Source organism: Pseudomonas sp. G3-39, assembly GCF_054790485.1.
Map to the genome: position 1 here is coordinate 1,666,235 of NZ_CP186497.1, position 24,012 is coordinate 1,690,246.

26 protein-coding genes are annotated in these 24,012 nt (G+C 61.5%); 14 read left to right on the forward strand and 12 right to left on the reverse strand.

From position 1 onward, the window contains the following. Both ACOYXG_RS07525 and fliK read right to left on the reverse strand, forming a co-directional pair. Complete coding sequence (locus ACOYXG_RS07525) at window positions 1–330, reverse strand: EscU/YscU/HrcU family type III secretion system export apparatus switch protein (RefSeq protein WP_460356821.1); 330 nt, start codon at window positions 328–330, stop codon at window positions 1–3. Beyond that, window positions 327–1,907, reverse strand: a complete 1,581-nt coding sequence (fliK, locus tag ACOYXG_RS07530; RefSeq protein WP_460356824.1) for a flagellar hook-length control protein FliK — start codon at window positions 1,905–1,907, stop codon at window positions 327–329. The genes ACOYXG_RS07525 and fliK overlap by 4 nt, the downstream gene beginning before the upstream one ends. Before the next feature lie 197 nt (window positions 1,908–2,104). Here fliK and ccmA point away from each other — a divergent pair, with 197 nt between their 5' ends. The 10 genes from ccmA (at window position 2,105) to ACOYXG_RS07580 (ending at window position 9,487) form a co-directional block, all read left to right on the forward strand. After that, window positions 2,105–2,740: a cytochrome c biogenesis heme-transporting ATPase CcmA gene (gene ccmA, locus ACOYXG_RS07535; protein WP_460356827.1), complete on the forward strand. Its 636-nt coding sequence runs from the start codon at window positions 2,105–2,107 to the stop codon at window positions 2,738–2,740. Further along, window positions 2,737–3,405 carry a heme exporter protein CcmB gene (gene ccmB / locus ACOYXG_RS07540; protein WP_003222942.1) on the forward strand — a complete coding sequence of 223 codons (669 nt, stop codon included), beginning with the start codon at window positions 2,737–2,739 and terminating at the stop codon, window positions 3,403–3,405. Before ccmA ends, ccmB begins: the two co-directional genes overlap by 4 nt. A 78-nt stretch (window positions 3,406–3,483) precedes the next feature. After that, window positions 3,484–4,239: a heme ABC transporter permease gene (locus ACOYXG_RS07545; protein ID WP_047599963.1), complete on the forward strand. Its 756-nt coding sequence runs from the start codon at window positions 3,484–3,486 to the stop codon at window positions 4,237–4,239. Beyond that, window positions 4,236–4,412 (forward strand): heme exporter protein CcmD, encoded by a 177-nt coding sequence (gene ccmD / locus ACOYXG_RS07550; protein ID WP_097090129.1) that lies wholly within the window; start codon window positions 4,236–4,238, stop codon window positions 4,410–4,412. The genes ACOYXG_RS07545 and ccmD overlap by 4 nt, the downstream gene beginning before the upstream one ends. Next, the gene (gene ccmE, locus ACOYXG_RS07555; RefSeq protein ID WP_096796249.1) at window positions 4,409–4,864 is read left to right on the forward strand and encodes a cytochrome c maturation protein CcmE; all 456 of its coding nucleotides are present in this window, start codon (window positions 4,409–4,411) and stop codon (window positions 4,862–4,864) included. Before ccmD ends, ccmE begins: the two co-directional genes overlap by 4 nt. A 3-nt stretch (window positions 4,865–4,867) precedes the next feature. Then, a complete protein-coding gene (locus tag ACOYXG_RS07560) occupies window positions 4,868–6,856 on the forward strand; it encodes a heme lyase CcmF/NrfE family subunit (RefSeq protein WP_097090128.1) in 1,989 nt (662 codons plus the stop codon). Beyond that, window positions 6,853–7,389 carry a DsbE family thiol:disulfide interchange protein gene (locus tag ACOYXG_RS07565; RefSeq protein ID WP_097090127.1) on the forward strand — a complete coding sequence of 179 codons (537 nt, stop codon included), beginning with the start codon at window positions 6,853–6,855 and terminating at the stop codon, window positions 7,387–7,389. Before ACOYXG_RS07560 ends, ACOYXG_RS07565 begins: the two co-directional genes overlap by 4 nt. Then, window positions 7,386–7,856, forward strand: coding sequence for a cytochrome c-type biogenesis protein (locus ACOYXG_RS07570; RefSeq protein ID WP_097090126.1), 471 nt, complete (start codon window positions 7,386–7,388; stop codon window positions 7,854–7,856). Before ACOYXG_RS07565 ends, ACOYXG_RS07570 begins: the two co-directional genes overlap by 4 nt. After that, window positions 7,853–9,055 (forward strand): c-type cytochrome biogenesis protein CcmI, encoded by a 1,203-nt coding sequence (gene ccmI / locus ACOYXG_RS07575; protein ID WP_097090125.1) that lies wholly within the window; start codon window positions 7,853–7,855, stop codon window positions 9,053–9,055. Before ACOYXG_RS07570 ends, ccmI begins: the two co-directional genes overlap by 4 nt. 27 nt (window positions 9,056–9,082) lie before the next feature. Further along, on the forward strand, window positions 9,083–9,487 hold the full coding sequence (locus ACOYXG_RS07580; protein ID WP_097090124.1) for a hypothetical protein: 405 nt from the start codon (window positions 9,083–9,085) through the stop codon (window positions 9,485–9,487). A 104-nt stretch (window positions 9,488–9,591) separates the two neighbouring features. Here ACOYXG_RS07580 and ACOYXG_RS07585 read toward each other — a convergent pair whose 3' ends face one another. Then, window positions 9,592–10,479: a LysR family transcriptional regulator gene (locus ACOYXG_RS07585; protein WP_097090123.1), complete on the reverse strand. Its 888-nt coding sequence runs from the start codon at window positions 10,477–10,479 to the stop codon at window positions 9,592–9,594. Between the two features lie 267 nt (window positions 10,480–10,746). Here ACOYXG_RS07585 and ACOYXG_RS07590 point away from each other — a divergent pair, with 267 nt between their 5' ends. After that, complete coding sequence (locus ACOYXG_RS07590) at window positions 10,747–10,959, forward strand: type II toxin-antitoxin system HicA family toxin (protein WP_027613935.1); 213 nt, start codon at window positions 10,747–10,749, stop codon at window positions 10,957–10,959. Next, complete coding sequence (locus tag ACOYXG_RS07595) at window positions 10,959–11,363, forward strand: type II toxin-antitoxin system HicB family antitoxin (protein WP_007961664.1); 405 nt, start codon at window positions 10,959–10,961, stop codon at window positions 11,361–11,363. Before ACOYXG_RS07590 ends, ACOYXG_RS07595 begins: the two co-directional genes overlap by 1 nt. 58 nt (window positions 11,364–11,421) lie before the next feature. Here ACOYXG_RS07595 and ACOYXG_RS07600 read toward each other — a convergent pair whose 3' ends face one another. Next, the gene (locus tag ACOYXG_RS07600; RefSeq protein WP_460356838.1) at window positions 11,422–12,609 is read right to left on the reverse strand and encodes an MFS transporter; all 1,188 of its coding nucleotides are present in this window, start codon (window positions 12,607–12,609) and stop codon (window positions 11,422–11,424) included. A gap of 243 nt (window positions 12,610–12,852) precedes the next feature. Between ACOYXG_RS07600 and ACOYXG_RS07605 the strand changes: the two genes are divergently transcribed. Further along, the gene (locus ACOYXG_RS07605; protein ID WP_097090122.1) at window positions 12,853–13,473 is read left to right on the forward strand and encodes a DUF5666 domain-containing protein; all 621 of its coding nucleotides are present in this window, start codon (window positions 12,853–12,855) and stop codon (window positions 13,471–13,473) included. Window positions 13,474–13,598: 125 nt separating this feature from the next. Here ACOYXG_RS07605 and ACOYXG_RS07610 read toward each other — a convergent pair whose 3' ends face one another. The 8 genes from ACOYXG_RS07610 to gcl form a co-directional block, all read right to left on the reverse strand. Continuing rightward, window positions 13,599–14,597 (reverse strand): sulfate ABC transporter substrate-binding protein, encoded by a 999-nt coding sequence (locus ACOYXG_RS07610; RefSeq protein WP_027613937.1) that lies wholly within the window; start codon window positions 14,595–14,597, stop codon window positions 13,599–13,601. A gap of 105 nt (window positions 14,598–14,702) precedes the next feature. Continuing rightward, a complete protein-coding gene (locus ACOYXG_RS07615; RefSeq protein ID WP_096796239.1) occupies window positions 14,703–15,527 on the reverse strand; it encodes an ion transporter in 825 nt (274 codons plus the stop codon). Window positions 15,528–15,548: 21 nt separating this feature from the next. Beyond that, window positions 15,549–16,463 carry an urea transporter gene (locus tag ACOYXG_RS07620; protein WP_150367865.1) on the reverse strand — a complete coding sequence of 305 codons (915 nt, stop codon included), beginning with the start codon at window positions 16,461–16,463 and terminating at the stop codon, window positions 15,549–15,551. Between the two features lie 147 nt (window positions 16,464–16,610). After that, window positions 16,611–18,026 (reverse strand): pyruvate kinase, encoded by a 1,416-nt coding sequence (gene pyk, locus ACOYXG_RS07625; protein WP_204895399.1) that lies wholly within the window; start codon window positions 18,024–18,026, stop codon window positions 16,611–16,613. Beyond that, entirely contained in the window at window positions 18,023–19,297 is a 1,275-nt protein-coding gene (locus ACOYXG_RS07630) for a glycerate kinase type-2 family protein (RefSeq protein WP_183781977.1), read from the reverse strand. Before ACOYXG_RS07630 ends, pyk begins: the two co-directional genes overlap by 4 nt. A 154-nt stretch (window positions 19,298–19,451) precedes the next feature. Then, window positions 19,452–20,345, reverse strand: coding sequence for a 2-hydroxy-3-oxopropionate reductase (locus ACOYXG_RS07635; protein ID WP_003222962.1), 894 nt, complete (start codon window positions 20,343–20,345; stop codon window positions 19,452–19,454). 162 nt (window positions 20,346–20,507) lie between these two features. After that, entirely contained in the window at window positions 20,508–21,290 is a 783-nt protein-coding gene (hyi, locus tag ACOYXG_RS07640; protein WP_096796235.1) for a hydroxypyruvate isomerase, read from the reverse strand. A 141-nt stretch (window positions 21,291–21,431) separates the two neighbouring features. Further along, window positions 21,432–23,207 (reverse strand): glyoxylate carboligase, encoded by a 1,776-nt coding sequence (gene gcl / locus ACOYXG_RS07645; protein ID WP_096796234.1) that lies wholly within the window; start codon window positions 23,205–23,207, stop codon window positions 21,432–21,434. Between the two features lie 269 nt (window positions 23,208–23,476). On the opposite strand from gcl, the gene ACOYXG_RS07650 reads away from it, so the two are divergent. Then, entirely contained in the window at window positions 23,477–23,917 is a 441-nt protein-coding gene (locus ACOYXG_RS07650; RefSeq protein ID WP_027613943.1) for a GlcG/HbpS family heme-binding protein, read from the forward strand. Window positions 23,918–24,012: the final 95 nt, after the last annotated feature.

Genomic DNA, 24,012 nt, shown 5'->3' on the forward strand with positions numbered 1-24,012 from the left:
CTAGTAATCAGCCCCGCGTTCGGTAACGTCCTTCTCGACCATCGGCGCATCCGGGTCCTGCCCCTCGGGGAATTTCCCCTTCAGACTCCACGCGAACGCGATGATCTCGGCGATCGTGCGGTACAGCTCCTCGGGGATGCTGTCGCCCAGTTCCATCCGCGCCAACAGCCGCACCAGCTCGGCGTTTTCATAGATCGGCACTTCACAGTCGCGGGCGATGCGCAGGATTTCTTCGGCCAGTTCCTCGTCGCCCTTGGCGGTGAGGGTCGGGGCGTGGTTGCCGTCGTATTTGAGGGCGATGGCCTGGCGTGGAGCAGTGGAATCGTTCATGCGGTTTCATCGACCCAGCGATGTTCGAGGCGGGTTTGGTTGCCTTGCGGCGGGGTACCGAGGTGGCAATCGAGATCGCCGACATTCAGCCCGCGATCGAGTAGGCGCTGGCGCAGGGCGAACAGATTGGTTTCGATCAGGTCGGCGGTGTATGGGCGCTCGGCCCAGAGCTGACTCGACAGGCTGCCGGCAATCAACTGCGCCTGAATCTGCATCGGCCCCAACGGCTCCATGTCGAACGCCAGGTCGACGCGCCACAGCTGCTGTTTGGGCTCGCGTTCGTCACGGCGTTCGTTGGGTTGCGGTTCTCTTTCCGGCGCTTCTTCGCGCTGAAACTTGACCTGCAACGGCACGATGTCCTGCAGGTTGCGCATGGGGATTTCCAGCTGCCAGGTGCTGAGCAGACGGCCGTCATCGGTGACACCGGTCTGTTCCAGGCTCGACAACTGATGGCTTTGCAGGCGCGACACGGCGGCTGCAGCGAGGCGCAGCAGATGCTCAAGATCGCCTTCGCCGTCGAGGCTTTGCAGCAGACGGTCGGGCAGGGGGAAACTGCTCGGCACGGGTTTGGCGCTGACCTGACCGAGGGTGCCGAGGGCGTTGCGCACGAAACTCGGCAGCGCCTGTGCCAGGGTGTTGGCGGCGATGATCGCGTTGAAACTGGCATTGCCCGGCGCACCCGGCGACAGCTGTGCGATCAGTTTGAGCAGATCGGCTTTCATGTCCGGGGCCAGCGCCGGATTCTGTCCGGTCAGCAATTTGGCTTCGAGGAAAGCGCCGCTGTTGGCCAGGGCCAGCGCCACGCCTTTGGCGGTGCTCATTTGCTGCACATCGGGCAGGTTGGCGAGCAGGCGCGTGACGGCAGCGCGCAGATCCTGCGAGGTCTGATCGTCGTCGCTCGGCAGGTTTTGCAGAGCATTGAGCAAACCGTCCAGCGAACCTTGGCGAGTCTGCTGGCCGAGCAGTTGCTGGCTCACCGCCAATTGCTCCTGACGGCTGCTCAGTGGCACGAACTTGAGGGTTTGCGAATCTTCGACCAGTGCCGAGAGCAGGGTGCCGATGCGCAGCGGCGTCGGGCTGTCGATGTCCAGCGTGGCACCGCTCTGCGCGGTGTTGAGCAGGCTCACCAGCGAGCGGTACACCGTCGGCTGTCCCGGCACTTGCGGCAGTGTCTGCGAGGTCAGCACCTTGCCTTGCAGCAGCGTGCCGACCGGCAACTGCGCGGTGTCGATGCGGGTGAGGGCGGCGACGCTGCTGGCAATCGCCTGTTGCACGGTGATCGCCAGATTGCCCGCCGACGGCTGAGTGACGGCCAGGTTGGTGCCGGTCGGCAACGGCAGGTTGCTGCTGGCTTGCACGGTGGTCTGCCGGCCGCCGTCGACGGTCACCTTGAGCAGCAGTTGAAAGGTCTGATCCGCCTGCCTGAGTGACAACACCTCGGCCTGGGCGCTTTGCCCGGCGCCGATCAGGCCTTCGACCGGGGTCAACAGCTTGAGCAACTCACCGCTCATCACCAGCGGACGCGTGTTCGCCGGGGTGGTGGGCGGCAGCGGGAGGATGTTCATTTCGCCTGTCATACGCGGACACAACCTGAGGAAATTGCGCTCTTGGGAGTAAGGCACGGCATGTATAATGTCGCGCGTCTTGCGCTTCGTTCAGAAAACATAGCAATTGTTTGATCCAGCTCTCTGCTTCGCACCGTCATTGCATTTATCCTGCATCTCTTTAACGGCCGCGCCAGAGCCGACTTGAACCGTATAAGGCCCGTGATCCCTTGACCAGTCCTGTCCTGCAAACCGTTGCCCTTGCCTGCGAGCGAGACCTGCGGCTGCTCTTCGAAAATCTCGAATTGACACTGGCCAGTGGCGATATGGTGCAGATCAGCGGCCCCAACGGCAGCGGCAAGACCAGTCTGCTGCGCCTGTTGTCCGGGTTGATGCAGCCGACCAGCGGTCAAGTGCTGCTCAACGGCCAGCCCTTGACTGCACAACCGAGCGAACTGGCGCGCAACCTGTTGTGGATCGGCCACGCTGCCGGGATCAAGGACCTGCTGACCCCGGAAGAGAACCTGTCCTGGCTCTGCGCCCTGCATCGGCCGGCCGGGCGCGAGGCGATCTGGCAGGCGCTGGCAGCCGTAGGATTGCGCGGATTCGAAGATGTTCCCTGCCACACCCTGTCCGCCGGTCAGCAACGCCGCGTGGCGCTGGCGCGGCTGTATCTGGACAGCCCGCCGCTGTGGATTCTCGACGAGCCGTTCACCGCGCTCGACAAACAGGGCGTGGCGCAGCTTGAAGAACACCTGGCCGGGCACTGCGAGCGCGGCGGTCTGGTGGTGCTGACCACGCACCACACACTGAGCCGGATGCCGGCCGGTTATCGCGATATCGATCTGGGGAACTGGGCAGTATGAGTGTGTTCGGCCTGCTGGTTGCCCGTGAGTCCCGTTTGCTGTTTCGTCGCCCGGCGGAACTGGCCAATCCGCTGATTTTCTTCGCCATCGTCATCGCCTTGTTCCCGCTGGCCGTCGGCCCGGAAACTCAAGTCTTGCAAAACCTGTCCCCGGGGTTAGTCTGGGTGGCCGCGTTGTTGTCGGTCCTGCTTTCGCTGGACGGACTGTTTCGCAGTGATTTCGAAGATGGCTCCCTGGAACAGTGGGTCCTTTCGCCGCACCCGCTGCCCCTACTGGTGCTGGCCAAGGTGCTGGCACACTGGCTGTTCTCGGGACTGGCACTGGTTCTGCTCTCGCCGTTGCTGGCGTTGATGCTCGGTTTGCCGGTCGCCTGCCTGCCGGTGTTGCTGTTGTCGTTACTGCTGGGTACCCCGGTGCTGAGCCTGCTCGGTGCGGTGGGCGCGGCGCTGACGGTTGGTTTGAAACGCGGCGGCCTGTTGCTGGCGCTGCTGATTCTGCCGTTGTACATCCCGGTGTTGATCCTTGGCAGTGGCGCTTTACAGGCCGCCCTGCAAGGCATGCCGGCGACCGGGTATCTGCTGTGGCTGGGTAGCCTGACCGCCCTGGCGATCACCCTGACACCTTTTGCAATAGCGGCTGGCCTGAAGATCAGCGTCGGCGAATAATGAGGTCTGGTTAAAATTTAACCAGCAAAGACCCTGAGACTGCTCACAGCGATGAGCGGCACCCGTGATGGAAACAGTATGAACTGGACCTGGTTTCACAAGCTCGGCTCGCCCAAGTGGTTCTACGGCATCAGCAGCAGGTTTCTGCCGTGGCTGAGCATTGCCGCGTTGCTGCTGATCAGCATTGGCGTCGTCTGGGGCCTGGCCTTCGCGCCGCCGGATTATCAGCAGGGCAACAGCTTCCGCATCATCTATATTCACGTGCCGGCGGCAATGCTGGCGCAGTCGATCTACGTGATGCTGGCGGTGTGCGGCGTGGTCGGGCTGGTGTGGAAAATGAAACTGGCCGACGTCGCCCTGCAATGTGCGGCGCCGATCGGCGCGTGGATGACCGCTGTGGCGCTGGTCACCGGGGCGATCTGGGGCAAGCCGACCTGGGGCTCGTGGTGGGTCTGGGATGCGCGGCTGACGTCGATGCTGATTCTGCTGTTCCTGTATTTCGGCGTGATCGCGCTGGGCAATGCCATCAGCAACCGCGACAGCGCCGCCAAGGCCTGCGCCGTGCTGGCGATCGTCGGGGTGATCAACATTCCGATCATCAAATACTCGGTGGAGTGGTGGAACACCCTGCACCAGGGCGCGACCTTCACCCTCACGGAAAAACCGGCAATGCCCGCTGAAATGTGGCTGCCGCTGTTGCTGACGGTGCTGGGTTTCTACTGTTTCTTCGGCGCCGTGCTGTTGTTGCGCATGCGCCTTGAAGTGCTCAAGCGCGAAGCCCGCGCCAGTTGGGTGAAAGAAGAAGTGCAGAACAGCCTGGAGGCCGCGCGATGAGTTTTGCTTCATTCGGCGACTTCCTCGCCATGGGCCACCATGGTCTGTATGTCTGGACGGCCTACGGCATCTGTCTGGCGGTGCTGATCCTCAACGTGGTCGCACCGATCGCGGCCCGCAAGCGCTATCTGCAACAAGAGGCGCGTCGTCTGCGCCGGGAGAACGGCAAGTGAATCCGCTGCGCAAAAAACGTCTGACCATCATTCTGGCGATCCTGGTCGGGGTCGGCGCTGCCGTCGGCCTGGCCCTCAGCGCCCTGCAGGAAAACATCAACCTGTTTTACACGCCGACCCAGATCGCCAACGGTGAAGCGCCGCACGACACGCGCATCCGCGCCGGCGGCATGGTCGAGAAGGGCTCGCTGCAGCGTTCGCCGGACTCGCTGGACGTCAAATTCGTTGTCACCGACTTCAACAAAGCCGTGACCATCACCTACCGCGGGATCCTCCCGGATCTGTTCCGCGAAGGGCAGGGCATCGTCGCATTGGGCAAACTCAACGCCGACGGCGTGGTGGTGGCCGATGAAGTGCTGGCCAAGCACGACGAGAAGTACATGCCGCCGGAAGTGACCAAAGCGCTGAAAGACAGTGGTCAATCGGCACCGACCCAAGCGAAGGAGGGTTGATCAATGACTTCTGCACTGTTTATTCCCGAACTCGGCCATCTGGCGATGATTCTGGCGCTGTGTTTTGCGCTGGTGCAGGCCGTGGTGCCGCTGTTCGGTGCGTGGCGCGGCGATCGTATGTGGATGGGCCTGGCCCAGCCGGCGGCGTGGGGTCAGTTTGCGTTCCTGCTGTTTGCCTTCGGTTGCCTGACCTACGCGTTCATGACCGACGATTTCTCGGTCGGTTATGTCGCGATGAACTCCAACAGCGCCTTGCCGTGGTACTACAAGTTCAGCGCGGTGTGGGGTGCCCACGAAGGTTCGCTGCTGCTGTGGGCGTTGATCCTCGGTGGCTGGACGTTCGCCGTGTCGGTGTTCTCCCGGCAGTTGCCGCAAGTCATGCTCGCCCGTGTGCTGGCGGTGATGGGCATGATCAGCACCGGTTTCCTGTTGTTCCTGATCCTCACCTCCAACCCGTTCTCGCGGATCCTGCCGCAGATTCCGGCCGACGGGCGTGACCTCAATCCGCTGCTGCAAGACATCGGCCTGATCGTCCATCCGCCGATGCTCTATATGGGTTATGTCGGGTTCTCGGTGGCCTTCGCCTTCGCCATCGCCGCTTTGCTCGGTGGTCGTCTCGACGCCGCGTGGGCACGCTGGTCGCGCCCTTGGACGATTGTCGCCTGGGCCTTCCTCGGCATCGGCATCACCCTCGGTTCGTGGTGGGCTTACTACGAACTCGGCTGGGGCGGCTGGTGGTTCTGGGACCCGGTGGAAAACGCCTCGTTCATGCCGTGGCTGGTCGGTACCGCGCTGATTCACTCGCTGGCGGTCACGGAAAAACGTGGCGTGTTCAAGAGCTGGACGGTGTTGCTGGCGATTGCCGCATTTTCGTTGAGCCTGCTCGGTACGTTCCTCGTGCGCTCCGGCGTGCTGACTTCGGTACATGCGTTTGCCTCGGACCCTGAGCGCGGCGTGTTCATTCTGATCTTCCTGCTGTTCGTGGTCGGCGGTTCGCTGACGCTGTTTGCGTTGCGCGCGCCAGTGGTCAAGAGCCAGGTCGGCTTCAACCTGTGGTCTCGGGAAACCCTGCTGCTGGGCAACAACCTGGTGCTGGTGGTGGCGGCGTCGATGATTCTGCTCGGCACGTTGTATCCGCTGATTCTTGATGCGATCAGCGGCGCCAAGCTGTCGGTAGGCCCGCCGTATTTCAACGCGCTGTTCATCCCGTTGATGGCGTTGCTGATGGTGGTGATGGCGGTCGGCGTGATCGTCCGCTGGAAAGACACCCCGGTGAAGTGGCTGGCGAACATGCTGACCCCGGTGCTGCTCGGCAGCGTCGCATTGGCCGTGGTGGCCGGTGTCGCTTACGGCGATTTCAACTGGGCGGTGATCGCGACGTTCCTGCTTGCTGCATGGGTGTTGCTCGCCGGTGTGCGCGACATCTTCGACAAGACTCGCCACAAGGGCCTGATCAAAGGCCTGCCAACCCTGACCCGCAGCTACTGGGGCATGCAGATCGCTCACTTGGGCATCGCCGTGTGCGCCCTCGGCGTGGTGCTGTCGAGTCAGAACAGTGCCGAGCGCGACCTGCGTCTGGCGCCGGGCGAGTCGATGTCCCTGGCCGGCTATCAGTTTGTTTTCGAAGGTGCCAAGCACTTCGAAGGGCCGAACTTCACCTCCGACAAAGGCACCGTTCGGGTGATCCGCGACGGCAAGGAAATCAGCGTACTGCACCCGGAAAAACGCCTGTACACCGTGCAGAGTTCGATGATGACCGAGGCCGGGATCGACGCCGGTTTCACCCGCGATCTCTATGTTGCACTGGGCGAGCCGCTGGAAAACGGCGCGTGGGCGGTGCGGGTTCACGTCAAACCGTTCGTGCGCTGGATCTGGTTCGGCGGTCTGCTGACCGGTCTGGGCGGATTGCTGGCGGCGCTGGATCGGCGTTATCGAGTCAAGGTCAAAGCCCGGGTGCGTGAAGCCCTCGGCCTGCAAGGAGCGGCTGCATGAGACGTTGGTTGATGCTGGTACCCCTGGCGATGTTCCTGCTGATGGCGGTGTTTCTGTATCGCGGTCTGTACCTCGATCCGGCGGAGCTGCCGTCGGCGATGATCAACAAGCCATTCCCGGAGTTCAGCCTGCCGAACGTGCAGGGCGACAAGAACCTGACCAAGGCTGACATTCTCGGCAAACCGGCACTGGTCAACGTCTGGGGCACCTGGTGCATTTCCTGCCGGGTCGAGCACCCGGTGCTGAACAAGCTGGCCGAGCGCGGTGTGGTGATCTACGGCATCAACTACAAGGACACCAACGCCGATGCGTTGAAGTGGCTGGCCGAATTCCACAACCCGTACCTGCTGGATATCCGTGACGACGAAGGTTCGCTGGGCCTGAACCTCGGCGTGTACGGCGCGCCGGAAACCTTCTTCATCGACGCCAAGGGCATCATCCGTGACAAGTACGTGGGTGTGATCGACGAGCAGGTCTGGCGCGAAAAACTTGCAGCCAAATATCAGGCGCTGGTCGATGAGGCCAAGCCATGAAGCGCTTTATCGCTGCCGTGGTCTTGGGCCTGAGTCTGGCCGGTGTGGCGCATGCCGCGATCGACACCTACGAGTTCGCCAAGGAAGGTGATCGCGAGCGCTTTCGTGAACTGACCAAGGAACTGCGCTGCCCCAAGTGCCAGAACCAGGACATCGCCGACTCCAACGCTCCGATTGCGGCCGACCTGCGCAAAGAGATTTTCCGCATGCTCGGCGAGGGCAAGGACAATCAGCAGATCATCGATTTCATGGTCGATCGCTACGGTGAATTCGTCCGCTACAAACCGGCGCTCAATGCCAAGACTGCACTGCTGTGGTTCGGCCCGGCCGGCCTGTTGTTCGGCGGTCTGGTGGTGATCGCAGTGATCGTTCGCCGACGCCGCGCACAACGCACCGAGACCCCGCCATCGCTGTCCACCGAAGAGCGTCAGCGCCTCGACCAACTGTTGGATAAAAACCAAGAATGATTGATTTCTGGCTTGCCGCAGGGCTGTTGCTTCTGGTCGCCCTGAGTTTTCTGCTGATCCCGGTTTTGCGTGGCCGTCGCGCCCAGCGTGAAGAGGATCGAACTGCCCTGAACGTGGCGCTGTATCAGGAGCGTGTCGCCGAGCTGCAAGCGCAGCAGGCCGAAGGCGTACTCGATGCCGCGCAAATGGACAGCGGTCGCGCGGAAGCTGCGCGTGAGCTGCTCGCCGATACAGAAGGCGTTGCCGCACCGCGTGTGTCGAAACTGGGCAAGCCGTTGCCGCTGCTGGCGGCGGTGCTGGTGCCGGTGTTGGGCCTGGGTCTGTACCTGCATTTCGGTGCTGCCGATAAAGTCGAACTGACCCGCGAATTCGCCCAGGCGCCGCAGTCGATGGAAGAGATGACCCGGCGTCTGGAGCGTGCCGTCGCCGCGCAACCGGATTCGGCGGAAGGCCTGTACTTCCTCGGGCGCACCTACATGGCCCAGGATCGTCCGGCAGATGCGGCCAAGATGTTCGAACGCGCCGCCAACCTTGCGGGTCGCCAGCCGGAGCTGCTCGGCCAGTGGGCGCAGGCGCAATACTTTGCCGATGGCAAAAAGTGGTCGGAGAAGATCCAGGCCCTGACCGATGAAGCGCTGAAAGCCGATCCGAAAGAAGTCACCAGCCTCGGCCTGCTCGGCATCGCCGCGTTCGAGGGTGAGCGTTATCAGCAGGCAATCGACTATTGGAACCGGCTGCTGGCGCAGTTGCCAGAGGGCGACAACTCCCGCGCCGCCTTGCAGGGCGGGATCGAGCGAGCCACCGAGCGCCTGCAAGCCAGCGGTGGCAAGGTCGCCGCCACGCCAGCCGCCAAGGTCGCCGCTCTGCTCAAGGTGCGCGTGGATCTGGCCAGCGAACTCAAAGGCAAGGTGCAACCGGGCGACAGCGTGTTCATCTTCGCCCGCGCCGTTTCCGGCCCACCGGCACCGCTGGCGGCCAAGCGTCTGACCGTGGCCGATCTGCCGGTGACCGTCGAACTGGGCGATGCTGACGCGATGATGCCGCAGTTGAAACTGTCGAACTTTCCTGAAGTCCAACTGGTTGCACGCATCTCTCGCGCCGGTCAGCCAACCGCCGGGGAGTGGGTAGGTCGCAGCGGCCCGCTGGCCAGCAGCACCACCGCGCCGCAAACACTGACCATCGACAGCCCGGACCAATAACCCCGGAACCCACAGGAAAGCACCGCCATGCACAGCCTCGCCCGCATCTCCGTCATCACATTGGCCTTGAGCATGAGCGCATGTGCGGTGCACCGGCCGGAACCGACCACCAACCTACCGCCGATCCCGCCGTCACAACCGAGCCCGACCCCGTCGACCTCGCCGACACCGGGCAAAAGCATCCCGTCCAAACCGTCCAAGCCAGTCCCACGCACCTCAGCCAGCTTCGCCCCACCACCGGGCGGCAACAGCCACTGGGACCAGAAGCTCGGCGTCTACGTCCTCGACGACCAGCCCAACACCTTCTACCGCCAGCGCACCTACTTCCGCTGGAACAACGGCTGGACTCGCTCCGTCAGCCCCAACGGCCCGTGGGAAGACACCAACATCCACGGCGTGCCGCCGGGGTTGGGCAAACAGTTCGGGCAGTAATGAAAAACGGCGATCTCTGGATCGCCGTTTTTTTGTGTGTTGCCGGGCATTGATGATGTCCCTGTAGGAGCTGGCGAAGCCTGCGATCTTTTGATCTGCTGTTTTCAAAGTTCGCTGGTCAACAACCCTTGCACATAATCCACAAACACCCGCGCCTTCGCACTGACCATCCGCCCCGTGGGAAACACCGCCCACAAGTCCTGATCCGGCAATACCCATTCGTTCATCACCGCCCTGACCGCGCCGCTTGCCAGCTCCGGGGCGAACATCCATTGCGAGGCGATGGTCAGGCCCTGATCGGCCAGCACGGCTGCACGCAAACCCTCGGCGGCGCTGACCCGCAGGCGGCCGGTGAGGGTTTGCGTCTGTTGTTCGCTGCCCTGAGTGAAGGTCCAGGTGGCGCCGCCGCTGAGGTTGTAGACGATGCCTTGGTGCTTATCCAAATCGGCAGGGCAGCTCGGCTCGCCGTGGCAGGCGAAGTAGGCCGGGCTGCCGAGCACTACGCGGCGACAGTCGGCGATCTTGCGCGCGGTGAGACCAGAGTCGCTGAGCGGGCCCATGCGCAGGGCGACGTCGATACCTTCTTCGACCAGATTGATATTGCGGTCATCGAGCATCAGGTCGATGTTCAGCTGTGGATGCTGCTCGAGAAACGGCCCCAGCTGCGGCACGACGTGCAGGCGGCCGAAAGTCACCGCAGCGCTGATCCGCAGGTTGCCGCTTAAACCGCTGGCGCTGCCACGGGCGGCGTTATCGGCTTCGTTGGCTTCGTCGATGGCGCGTCTGGCCCGTTCGAAAAACGCGAGTCCGGCTTCGGTCGGGGTCAGGCCGCGAGTCGAGCGCAGCAACAGGCTGACCGCCAGGCGTTTTTCCAACTGAGCGATGGTTTTCGACACGGCGGGCTGGCCGATATTCAGCCGTCGGGCGGCGGCGGAAAAGGAGCCGGTTTCGACCACGTAGACGAAGGTTTCCATGGCGGCGAGGCGGTCCATCATTCTTCCTGCAAATCTGAAAGTTGTCGTAGTCCCCTTGTGGGAGCGGGCTTGCTCGCGAAAGCGGTCTGACATTCAGCACATGTATTGGCTGATCCAACGCCTTCGCGAGCAAGCCCGCTCCCACAGGGAATAGGGTGCTGAGTGTAATCCGCGTCCATTCAATCACATGCGGTAAAACAACCAAACGTCGTCCTGCAGATTTATGTGCTTGAGTAAAGATAACTCTAGAGTTACTTTTATTCGGCCGGAGCAAGGAGGCGCCAGGTGCAAAGCAGGCTATTGATCAAGGAGCTGGAGGAGGCAGGCTGGACGCTGGATCGAGTCACCGGCAGTCATCACATCTTCACGCATCGTTACAACCCGTACACCATTCCCGTTCCTCACCCTAAAAAGGATTTGCCGCTGGGGACGGTCAAAAGCATCAGGAGGCGTGCCGGGTTGTACCACCCGCCAGCCAGCTACAAGGGAGATCCATAATGCAATATCCGATCTGCATCGAATGGGGTGACGACAACACCGCCATCGGTATTCAGATACCTGACATTCCCGGCGCCGTCACGGCCGGGGACACTTTCGAGGACGCCTATAACGCAGCCGTTGAAGTCGCCCATCTCATGTTGCAGGAGATGGCGGCGGACGGGGAATCGATTCCGATGCCGACGTCGGCAGCGGCGCATCGCAATAATCCGGAGTTTGCCGACATGGGCTGGGGGATGCTCGAGCTGGATATCTCGCCGTACATGGGCAAGACCGAGAAGGTCAACGTGACGTTGCCAGGCTATGTGATCCAGCGCATCGATCGCTATGTGCGTGAACACAATGTCAAAAGCCGCTCTTCGTTTCTGGCAGATGCGGCGATGGAGAAGCTGGTTCGGTATTAAGCGTCATCGCTCTCACAGGCCCAGTGAGCAACCTGTGGGAGCGAGCTTGCTCGACATCTTAGGCCGTTGCCAAAGCACCACGCTGCGACGCACTCAGGAACCGCAACAACGCCAGCAGCGGGAACGCGCTACCGACAATCACGATCCACAACCAGCCGCCATGCTCATACACCGCACTGGCGACCGACGAGCCGAAAGCGCCGCCGATGAAGATGCTGGTCATGTACAGCGCGTTGAGGCGACCACGGCTTTTGGCGTCCAGCGAGTAGACCGCGCGCTGGCCGAGAACCATGTTCATCTGCACGCAGAAGTCCAGTACCACGCCGGTCACCGCGAGGCCGATGACGCTGTAGGCCGGGTGAATGAAGGCCGGCAGGAAGCTCAGGCTGGCGAACAGCATGGCCAGCAGCGAAGCGATGCGGGTGTGGCCGGCGTCAGCCAGGCGTCCGCTGATCGGCGCGGCGATGGCACCGATGGCACCGACCAGCGCGAAGATCGCAATCTCGCTTTGCGACAGGCCATGGTTGCGCGCCAGTTCCAGCGGCACCGCTGTCCAGAACAGGCTGAAGGTGGCGAACATGCAGCCCTGATAAAACGCCCGCTGACGCAGCACCGGTTGCTGGCGCAGCAGCGTCCACAGCGAGCCGAGCAAATGGCCGTAGGAAGCGCTGTGATCCGGTTGACGCTTGGGCACGGTCAACGCCAGCACCACGCTGATCGCGGCCATCAACGCCGCGGCAATCATGAACATCGCGCGCCAGCCGAAATGGTCAGCCACTACGCTCGACACCGGCCGCGCCAGCAGGATGCCCAGCAGCAGGCCGCCCATGATCCCGCCGACCACCCGGCCACGGGATTCTTCCGGCGCCAGATGCGCGGCCAGCGGAATCAGGATCTGCACCGACACCGAACTGAAACCCACCAGCAACGAGATCAGCAAAAACACATTCGGCTGGCTGGTGAACGCTGCACCGAGCAGGCTGGCAATCGCCACTACAGTGGTGATGATCATCAGCCGGCGGTTTTCCAGCAGGTCGCCCAGCGGCACCAGGAAGAACAGGCCCAGCGCATAACCGATCTGCGTCAGCGAGACGATGAAGCTGGCCATGGTGTCGGAGAGACCGATGTCCGGCGCGATCAGCCCGATGATCGGTTGCGCGTAGTAGATGTTGGCGACGATTGCGCCGCAGCAGAAGGCGAACAGCAGCACCATGCCTCGGGTCATTGCGTGAGTTGTGGCGTTCATAAGGTTTCTCGATCCAGCGAAAGGGAATGCGGTGAGGCTAAGGGACGCACCGAAGCGGCGGTAGAAGCCTTGTATCGATATCAGTTATTCCGTTGCGGAATGATTGGCTTCAACGGCGGTGTCGTCCATCGGCGAACCTTGCGTCCGGCCGGGGAGGGCTGATGATACATTCACTTACATCTTCTTCGATAGCGTGCTTATGTTTACCGCTGCGCTTTTACTGTTCATCACCGGAGGATTGCCATGTTGCGCCAGCTGCTGCGTCACACCACCACGATTGCCTTGATCGGCCTACTCAGTGCCAATGCGGTGCAGGCCGCTGATGCTCCCGGTATGCGTCTCGGCGTGCGCGGTGAGATCACCGGGGTCAGCGCCGATTCGCTGAAAGTCCACGTCAACAGCGGCGAGAACGTGGTGATCCGGTTGAATGCGGACACCAAGGTGCGTGCCGTCACGCTGGCGAATATCGAAGACATCAAACCCGGCAGCTACATTGGCTCGGCCGCCATGCCGCAGGAGGATGGCACGCTCAAGGCGCTGGAAGTGCACGTATTCCCGCCGGAACTGGCCGGCAGCGGTGACGGTCATCGGCCGTTTGATCTGGCCAAGGGCAGCAGCATGACCAATGGCAGCGTCGGTGATCTGGTGGTCAGCAATGGCCGGGTGCTGACCGTCAACTACAAGGGCGGGCAGCAGAAGATTCTGGTACCGGAGGACGTGCCGATCGTTAACCTGACGCCGGGGGATCGCAGCTTGCTCAAGGTCGGGGTGAAGATTGTCAGCTTCGTGACCCAGGACGCAGACGGCACGTTGACGGCGCAATCGATTTCCGCCGGCAAGGATGGCGTGACCCCACCGATGTAACTGGCTGACAAACAATCCCCTGTGGGAGCGGGCTTGCTCGCTCCCACAGGGGGAAGTGTGGTGATTTCCAATGCCCACAAAAAAGGCGACCTGTTGAGGTCGCCTTTTTCGTTACGGCCTAAGCCTTACTGGCCGGTATAAATCTGATCAAAGATCCCGCCATCATTGAAGTGGGTCTTCTGCACTGAACGCCAGTCACCGAAGGTCTTTTCAACCGACAGGAAGTCGACTTTCGGGAAACGGTCGGTGTACTTCGCCAGCACTGCCGGGTCCCGTGGACGCAAGTAGTTGGCAGCGGCGATTTCTTGACCTTCCGGCGACCACAGGTATTTCAGGTATTCGTCGGCAGCGGCGCGGGTGCCTTTCTTGTCGACCACTTTGTCGACCACCGATACCGGTGGTTCGGCCTCGGCGGAGACGCTTGGGTAGATCACTTCGAACTGATCGCGACCGAACTCGCGAGCGATCATCTCGGCTTCGTTTTCGAAGGTCACCAGTACGTCGCCGATCTGGTTGGTCATGAACGTGGTAGTCGCGGCGCGGCCACCGGTATCGAGCACCGGCGCTTGCTTGAACAGTTTGCCGACGAAGTCCTTGGCCTTGTTCTCGTCACCGCCATTTTTCAGCACGTAGCCCCAGGCCGAGAGGTAGGTGTAGCGGCCGTTGCCCGAAGTTTTCGGGTTCGGCACGATCACTTGCACGCCGTCCTTGAGCAGGTCCGGCCAGTCTTTCAGGGCTTTCGGGTTGCCTTTGCGGACGATGAACACGGTGGCCGAGGTGAACGGTGCGCTGTTGTTCGGCAGGCGGCTGACCCAGTTTTCCGGCACCAGTTTGCCGTTGTCGGCGAGGGCGTTGATGTCGGTCGCCATGTTCATGGTGATGACGTCAGCCGGCAGGCCGTCGATCACCGAACGCGCCTGCTTGCTCGAACCGCCGAAGGACATTTGCACGGTGATGTTTTCGTTGTGCTCGGCCTGCCAGTGTTTCTGGAACGCAGTGTTGTAATCCTTGTAGAAATCGCGCATCACGTCATAGGAGACGTTGAGCAGGGTCGGTGCGGCTTGAGCCACGCTGCCAAAGGCAAGACCGGCGGCGAGAAGTGAGGCGCCAAAGAGTTTTTTCACTGCGCATTCCTTGTTGTGTCGGTGATAACGGTCGGGGGTGATACCGTTTTGCCAGCGACTATAGCCGGGCTGGCATAGTCGTTTAAAGATTAAAAAGCTCTGTGCTTATTCCACTTTCTTAAACAGCTGACTGCCGCACCGCGAGCAAAACGCTGCGTTCTGTTCATGGCTGTTTTTCTTGCAAATCGGGCAGTCATGTTGCAGCTGTTCGCCGCGCATGGCGTTGGCCAGTTCTGCAGTGAAAATCCCGGTGGGCACGGCGATGATCGAGTAACCGGTGATCATCACCAGCGACGAAATCACCTGGCCCAGCGGGGTCTTCGGCACGATGTCGCCGAAGCCGACGGTGGTCAACGTCACAATAGCCCAATAGATGCCTTTGGGGATGCTGGTGAAGCCATGTTCCGGGCCTTCGATCACGTACATCAGGGTGCCGAACACCGTCACCAGGGTGCAGACGCTGACCAGAAACACCACGATCTTCTGCTTGCTGCCACGCAGCGCCGACATCAGGTAGTTGGCTTGCTTGAGGTACGGGCTGAGCTTGAGCACGCGGAAAATCCGCAGCATCCGGATGATGCGGATGATCAGCAGGTACTGCGCATCGCTGTAATACAGCGCCAGAATTCCGGGCACGATCGCCAGCAGATCCACCAGTCCGTAGAAACTGAAGGCGTAGCGCAACGGTTTCGGTGAGCAATACAGGCGCAGGATGTATTCACCGAGAAAAATGACGGTGAAACCCCACTCGATGTAGGCCAGCACATCGGCGTAGTTCTGGTGAATGCTGTCGATGCTGTCGAGCATCACCACCACCAGGCTGGCAAGGATGATCAACAGCAAGGTGCCGTCGAAGCGCCGCCCGGCGAGGGTGTCGCTCTGGAAAATCATCACGTAAAGCCGTTCGCGCCAACTGTTGCTGCTGTCCATGGATAACGCCTGAATTGAAGATCAGCGCAGCCTAGGTTGATTGTCCCCCTGTGCGCAAGGCGTGGCGTCGACGGCCGCTTTGCCAAGCATCTGGATCCCGGCGCGGATCAGCCAGCAAGCGAGGATGAACGGCGCGGTCAGCGTCGCCAGACCGAGAGCGACGAACAGCGGGGGGACCAGCAGCGCAAGGACGATGCCCAGCAGCGGCAGCCACGGTTGCTGGCGCTGCGCACTGAAGGCGAGGGCGGCGAGTACCGCGTTGTAACTGCCCAGTCCCAGCAATGCCGCGCCGGTTTCGTGGTGCAGCAGACTGGACGCAAGGCCGATGGCTGACGCGAATAATGCCCAGCAAAAGGCGCGGCGATCAGCGATCAACAAGCCAATGGCGATCAATGCGCCGGCCAGTGGATGATCAAGGAACATCACCTGACCCAGTCCACGCAACTCAGCGGCGAGCAAATTCAGCGTGTTCATCTCGATGTGCGCTGTCGGCGCGGACGGCTCGGCGAACAGCAGCAGGATCCAGCCGATGGCCACGAATGGCGAGGTGTAGGCCGGTATCGATCGACTGCGGTAAACGTGTTTGAGCCATTGCTGAGTGAGCATCGCACTGACGCCGCCAGCCGCCAGAATCAGCGGCGGCAGCAGCGGTGACCAGGGGAAATACAGACTCAGCAACAAGCCGAGCAGCACGCCGTTGTAGCTGAACAAACCGGCCTGACGATCCGCCTTGGCATAGTTACGTCGCTGTGCAGTGAGCAATCCAGCGACCGCCCCGAGCAGCGCGCCGGCAAACAGCACCGGCGCAGTGAGCAGGATCGCCAGCAGGCACGACAGGCCGCATAGCGGGTGGCGCTGGAGGAATATCTGACTGAAACCGTTGAGCAAAGCCTCGGCCCAGTCGGGGCAGTGGGTGTTGAAATGATTGGCAGGCATGGGCAGTTCTGAAAGTCAGTGAAACCGAGTTGCTTTCTTCGCCAGCAGGCTGGCTCCCACATTGAATCTTTGTTCAGTCATTGAGTTTGTGATGCACACAAATCAACTGTGGGAGCGAGCCTGCTCGCGAAGAGGCCGGTACAGGCGCTAAATCAATGTTTCAATCCGTAGCGAGTTAGTCGAACCAGGCTGCCCGAACGGCACCCCCGCAGTGATCAGCAGCGTATCGCCACGCTCGGCCATGCCTTGCGCCTGAGCGATTTCCAGTGCGGTCGAACACACTTCATCGACCTGACGCAGGCGATCGTTGACCACCGAATGAATACCCCACGCCACACTCAAACGTCGTGCCGTTTGCAGGTTCGGCGTCAGGTTGAGGATCGGCGCTTTCGGCCGCTCCCGCGCTGCACGCAACGTCGAAGCGCCCGATTCACTGTAGTTGACCAGCACTGCCACCGGCAGCACATTGCTGATGCGGCGGATCGCGCAGCTGATGGCATCGGACACCGTTGCCTCGGCTTTCGGTCGGCTGACGTCGAGTTGAGTCTGATAGTCCGGACCGTTTTCCACTTGGCGAATGATCTTGCTCATCATCTGCACCGCTTCCAGCGGGTATTCACCGGATGCGGTTTCCGCCGAAAGCATCACTGCGTCCGCGCCTTCAGCCACAGCGTTGGCCACGTCAGTGACTTCAGCACGGGTCGGTGCCGGGGAGAAGCGCATCGATTCGAGCATCTGCGTCGCCACCACCACCGGTTTGCCGAGTTCGCGGCAGGTGCTGATGATGTTCTTCTGGATCTGCGGCACGCTTTCCGCCGGCACTTCGACACCGAGGTCACCGCGCGCCACCATGATCGCGTCGCTCAGTTCGGCGATTTCGCGCAGTTGTTCAACCGCTGACGGCTTCTCGATTTTCGCCATCAGGAACGCCTTGTCGCCGATCAGTTCGCGGGCTTCGAGAATGTCTTGCGGACGTTGCACGAACGACAGCGCCACCCAGTCCACCCCCAGTTCCAGACCGAAGCTCAGGTCGCGGCGATCCTTGGCCGTCAGCGGGCTGAGGTCGAGCACCGCTTGCGGCACGTTCACCCCTTTGCGATCCGACAGTTCGCCGCCGTTGAGCACGGTGGTGTCGATCGCGTCGGTGTATTTTGTGACCACGCGCAGGCGCAGTTTGCCGTCATCCAGCAGCAGATCCATGCCCGCTTCCAGCGCGGCGATGATCTCCGGGTGCGGCAGGTTCACCCGGCGTTCATCGCCCGGTGTCGCATCCAGATCGAGGCGGAACGCCTGACCGCGATGCAGTTGCACCTTGCCGTCGGCGAACTTGCCGACGCGCAGTTTCGGCCCCTGCAAATCCATCAGAATGCCCAGCGGATAGTTGAGCTGGCGCTCGACTTCGCGGATCCACTGATAGCGCTTGGCGTGGTCGGCGTGATCGCCGTGGCTGAAGTTCAGGCGGAAGATGTTGACCCCGGCCTCGACCAGTTCACGGATGTCTTCGATGCCATCGACGGCAGGCCCGAGGGTGGCGAGGATTTTGACCTTTTTATCAGGCGTCATGATTTGCAGTTCTCAAGGATCAGGATGGCGCGGAAGTCGTTGACGTTGGTGCGGGTCGGCTCGGTGACGATCAGCGCATCGAGCGCCTCGAAGTAGCCGTAACCGTTGTTGTTATCCAGCTCGTCGCTGGCGCTCAAACCGAGGGCGGCGGCGCGGGCGTAGCTGTCCGGGGTCATGATCGCGCCGGCGTTGTCTTCTGAACCGTCGATGCCGTCGGTGTCGCCGGCCAGCGCATAAACGCCTGGCTGGCCCTTGAGGCTGTCGGTGAGGCTGAGGAGGAATTCGGCGTTGCGCCCGCCGCGGCCATTGCCGCGCACGGTGACCGTGGTTTCGCCGCCGGAAAGAATCACGCACGGCGCCGCCAACGGCTGACCATGGTTGATGATCTGCCGGGCGATGCCGGCGTGGACTTTCGCCACCTCGCGGGATTCACCTTCGAGGTCGCCGAGGATCAGTGTGCTGAAACCGGCCTGGCGGCATTTCACCGCCGCAGCATCCAGCGATTGCTGAGGGCGGGCGATCAACTGGAAATGGCTGCGAGCGAGGCTCGGATCACCGGGTTTGACCGTTTCCGATTCCGGGCTTTGTAGCCAGTTGCGCACCGACGCCGGGACTTCAATGTTGTAGCGCTTGAGGATCGCCAGCGCTTCGGCCGAAGTGCTCGGGTCGGCCACGGTCGGGCCGGAGGCGATGACCGTGGCGAGGTCGCCCGGTACATCGGAAATTGCGTAGGTGTAGACGGTGGCAGGCCAGCAAGCCTTGCCGAGGCGGCCGCCCTTGATCGCCGAGAGGTGCTTGCGCACGCAGTTCATCTCGCCGATGGTCGCGCCGGATTTAAGCAGGGCTTTGTTGATCGACTGCTTGTCGGCCAGGGTGATGCCTTCGGCTGGCAGCGCGAGCAGGGCAGAACCGCCGCCGGAGAGCAGGAAGATCACGCGGTCGTCTTCAGTCAGATTGCTGACCAGTTCCAGCACGCGTTTGGCCACGGCCAGACCGGCAGCGTCCGGTACCGGATGCGCGGCTTCGACCACTTCGATTTTTTCGCACGGAGCGCCGTGACCGTAACGGGTCACCACCAGACCGGATACTTCACCCTGCCAGCAGCGCTCGACCACCTGGGCCATGGCGGCTGCGGCCTTGCCAGCGCCGATGACGATCACCCGACCCGTGCGATCGGCGGGCAGATGGGCTTCGAGGACCTGGTTCGGATGGGCCGCGTCGATGGCTGTGGCAAACAGCTCGCGCAGCAGTTGTTGCGGATCGACCGACATGGCGGGCTCCCGGAATTCTTGTTATTCGAAAGGGCAACTCGGACCCCTTGTGGGAGCGAGCCTGCTCGCGAAGGCGGTGTGTCAGCCAACATCGATGTTGAATGTGCAACCGTTTTCGCGAGCAGGCTCGCTCCCACAGGGTTTTGTGCAGGCTTTATTTTTTGTCGCGAATCGAGAAGTTGGCCATGTGTTCCAGACCCTTGATCAGCGCCGAGTGGTCCCAGTTGCTGCCACCGATGGCCGCGCAGGTGCTGAACACTTGCTGGGCGTTGGCGGTGTTCGGCAGGTTGATGTTCAGTTCCTTGGCACCTTGCAGGGCCAGGTTCAGGTCCTTCTGGTGCAGGCTGATACGGAAGCCCGGATCGAAGGTGCCTTTGATCATGCGCTCGCCGTGCACTTCGAGGATCTTCGACGAAGCGAAACCGCCCATCAGCGCTTCACGCACCTTGGCCGGATCAGCACCGTTTTTCGAAGCGAACAGCAGGGCTTCAGCCACGGCCTGAATGTTCAGCGCGACGATGATCTGGTTCGCCACTTTGGCGGTCTGACCGTCGCCGTTGCCACCGACCAGAGTGATGTTCTTGCCCATGGCCTGGAACAGCGGCAGGGCGCGTTCGAAGGCATCGGCATCGCCACCGACCATGATGCTCAGGGTCGCAGCCTTGGCGCCGACTTCCCCACCGGACACTGGCGCGTCGAGGTATTGCGCGCCTTTCTCGTTGATCTTCTTGGCGAAGGCTTTGGTGGCGGTCGGCGAGATCGAGCTCATGTCGATCACGACTTTGCCTTTGCCGATGCCGGCAGCGACGCCGTCGGCGCGGAACAGCACGTCATCGACCTGCGGGGTGTCCGGCACCATGACAATGATGAATTCAGCTTCCTGCGCCACTTCGCGCGGGTTGGCCAGGGCGACGGCGCCAGCGGCGACCAGATCGGCCGGAGCGGCGTCGTGGTGCGCCGACAGGAACAGGCTGTGACCGGCTTTCTGCAGGTTCGAAGCCATTGGGTGGCCCATGATGCCGGTGCCGATAAATCCGATTTTAGCCATGAGAAAATCCTCTTGTTTTTGTCTTGCTCAAGCGAAATAGGGGGTGTTGCTTTGGGTGGGAGCGGGCTTGCTCGCGAATGCGGTGGAACATTCAATATCCATGTTGACTGAACCACCGCATTCGCGAGCAAGCCCGCTCCCACAGGTTTTTTTGCAGTGTTCTTAAATGGCGTTGTGGGTTTTCAACCAGCCAAGACCCGCTTCAGTGGTGGTCAGCGGCTTGTATTCGCAACCCACCCAACCCTGATAACCAATGCGATCCAGGTGTTCGAACAGGAACCGGTAGTTGATTTCACCGGTGCCCGGTTCGTTGCGCCCCGGGTTGTCCGCGAGCTGCACGTGGTTGATCTCGGCCAGGTGCGATTGCAGGGTGCGAGCCAGATCGCCTTCCATGATTTGCATGTGGTAGATGTCGTATTGCAGGAACAGGTTGGCGCTGCCGACCTGCTCGCGAATCGACAGGGCTTGCGCCGTGTTGTTCAGGTAGAAGCCCGGGATGTCGCGGGTGTTGATCGCTTCCATCACCAGTTTGATACCCGCCGCTTGCAGCTTGTCGGCTGCATATTTGAGGTTGGCGACGAAGGTTTTTTCCACGGTGGCATCGTCCACGCCTTGCGGACGAATACCGGCCAAGCAGTTGACCTGGGTGTTGCCCAGCACTTGCGCGTAGGCAATCGCCAGATCGACCCCGGCGCGGAACTCTTCAACGCGATCCGGCAGACACGCGATTCCGCGCTCGCCCTTGGCCCAGTCACCGGCCGGCAGGTTGAACAGCACTTGGGTCAGACCGTTGGCATCGAGCCTGGCCTTGATTTCGGCAGAGCTGAAGTCGTACGGGAACAGGTATTCCACACCACTGAAACCGGCCTTGGCGGCGGCGTCGAAACGGGCAAGGAAATCCTGTTCGGTGAACAGCATGGACAGGTTGGCAGCGAAACGCGGCATGGTGGTCTCCCGTAAATCTTGTGAGGATCCCCCTTGTGGGAGCGGGCTTGCTCGCGAAAGCGGTGGGTCAGTCAACAACTCTGTTGAATGTGAAGCCGCCTTCGCGGGCAAGCCCGCTCCCACAGGGAGAGCGGTCAGCAGTTAGTCGAGCAACGAAATCGCCGTTGGCGCGTCGTTGCCGACCAGTGCCAGGTCTTCGAATTCGTTGACGGCGTTGATCTCGGTCCCCATGGAGATGTTGGTCACACGCTCCAGGATGATCTCGACAATCACCGGTACCTTGAACTCTTCGATCATTTGTTCGGCCTTGCGCAGGGCAGGGGCGATTTCCGATGGTTCGAACACCCGCAGGGCTTTACAGCCAAGGCCTTCGGCGACTGCGATGTGGTCGACACCGTAACCGTTGAGTTCCGGCGCGTTCAGGTTATCGAAGGACAGCTGCACGCAGTAGTCCATTTCGAACCCGCGCTGGGCCTGACGGATCAGCCCCAGGTACGAGTTGTTCACCACGACGTGGATGTAAGGCAGTTTGAACTGAGCGCCGACCGCCAGCTCCTCGATCATGAACTGGAAGTCATAGTCCCCCGACAGGGCCACGACTTTCCGGCTCGGATCGGCCTTGACCACGCCCAGCGCTGCCGGAATGGTCCAGCCCAACGGCCCGGCCTGACCGCAGTTGATCCAGTGACGCGGCTTGTAGACGTGCAGGAACTGCGCGCCAGCAATCTGCGACAGACCAATGGTGCTGACGTAGCAAGTGTCTTTGCCGAACACCTGGTTCATCTCTTCGTAAACACGCTGCGGCTTGACCGGCACGTTGTCGAAGTGAGTCTTGCGGTGCAGGCTGGCCTTGCGCTGCTGGCAATCCTGCAGCCAGGCGCTACGGTTTTTCAGCTTGCCGGCGGCTTGCCATTCACGGGCGACTTCGATGAACACGGTCAGCGCCGCAGCAGCGTCGGAAACGATGCCCAGGTCCGGGGTGAACACACGGCCGATCTGCGTGCCTTCGATGTCAACGTGAATGAACTTGCGGCCTTCGGTGTAGACGTCGACCGAACCGGTGTGACGGTTGGCCCAACGGTTACCGATACCCAGTACCACGTCGGATTTCAGCAGGGTGGCGTTGCCGTAACGGTGCGACGTCTGCAGACCGACCATGCCGACCATCAGCGGGTGATCATCGGGAATGGTGCCCCAGCCCATCAGGGTCGGGATCACCGGAATACCGGTCAGTTCAGCGAACTCGACCAGCAGATCGCTGGCGTCGGCGTTGATGATGCCGCCGCCGGCCACCAGCAATGGACGCTCGGCCTGATCAAGCAGGGCCAGCGCCTTCTCGACCTGAACGCGGGTCGCGGTTGGCTTGGCCAGTGGCAGCGGCTGGTAGGCGTCGATGTCGAATTCGATTTCAGCCATCTGCACGTCGAACGGCAGGTCGATCAGCACCGGGCCCGGACGGCCGGAGCGCATTTCGTAGAAGGCTTTCTGGAACGCGTAAGGCACCTGGCCCGGCTCCAGAACCGTGGTCGCCCACTTGGTGACGGGCTTGACGATGCTGGTGATGTCGACAGCCTGGAAGTCTTCCTTGTGCATACGGGCGCGGGGTGCCTGGCCGGTGATGCAGAGGATCGGGATCGAGTCGGCCGAGGCGCTGTAGAGCCCGGTGACCATGTCGGTACCGGCAGGGCCGGACGTACCGATGCACACGCCGATGTTGCCGGCCTTGGTGCGGGTGTAACCCTCGGCCATGTGTGACGCGCCTTCGACGTGGCGAGCGAGGACGTGATCGATGCCACCGACTTTCTGCAGGGCGGAGTACAGCGGGTTGATCGCAGCACCCGGAATGCCAAAAGCGGTATCAACCCCTTCACGGCGCATCACCAGAACGGCGGCTTCGATTGCTCTCATTTTGCTCATGGTTTTGTGCCTCTTTACGTTTTGTAATTGTATACAAGTGGCTTTGCGCAGAGTGTATTCACGGCGGACGGCGCAGGTCAATCCATTTTCTCAAGCGCCTGTTTCATTCGTCGAAAGCCCGGTTCTGCTGTGGCTTTTCGTCGCATGTGGCGCTTTTCGAGAATTATTGTATACAAAAAAATAATTCATTGTGTTCTATTTGTGGCATCGGGCTGCGGCACTTAAGCGCAGCCCCACGACTTTCCCAATAACAAAATGAGGACGGCACCATGAGCGCTTTAACCTTGAAAGTCGCAGTCAACCTGGTCAACGAAGCCATCAGCACCGGGCGCGGGATCAACGCCGCGCCGCTGACCATCGCGGTACTCGATACCGGCGGCCACCTGATCACCCTGCAACGCGAAGATGGCGCCAGCCTGCTGCGCCCGAACATCGCCATCGGCAAAGCCTGGGGCGCCATCGCCCTGGGCAAGGGCTCACGCCTGCTGGCGCTGGACGCCCAACAACGCCCGGCCTTCATTGCCGCACTCAACAGCATGGGCCAGGGCAGCGTCGTCCCGGCTCCGGGCGGGGTGTTGATTCGTGATCAGGCGGGGAATGTGCTGGGGGCGATCGGGATTAGCGGCGATCTGTCGGATATTGATGAGCAGGTGGCGATCAAGGCTGTGGAGGCACTGGATTTGAGGGCGGATGCGGGGGTGGCTGCTTGATTTTGTAGCGGATGATTAACCGCCTTCGCGAGCAGGCTCACTCCTACAAGGGATCTTGGTTGGACACAAAATGTCTGAACACCACAAACCCCTGT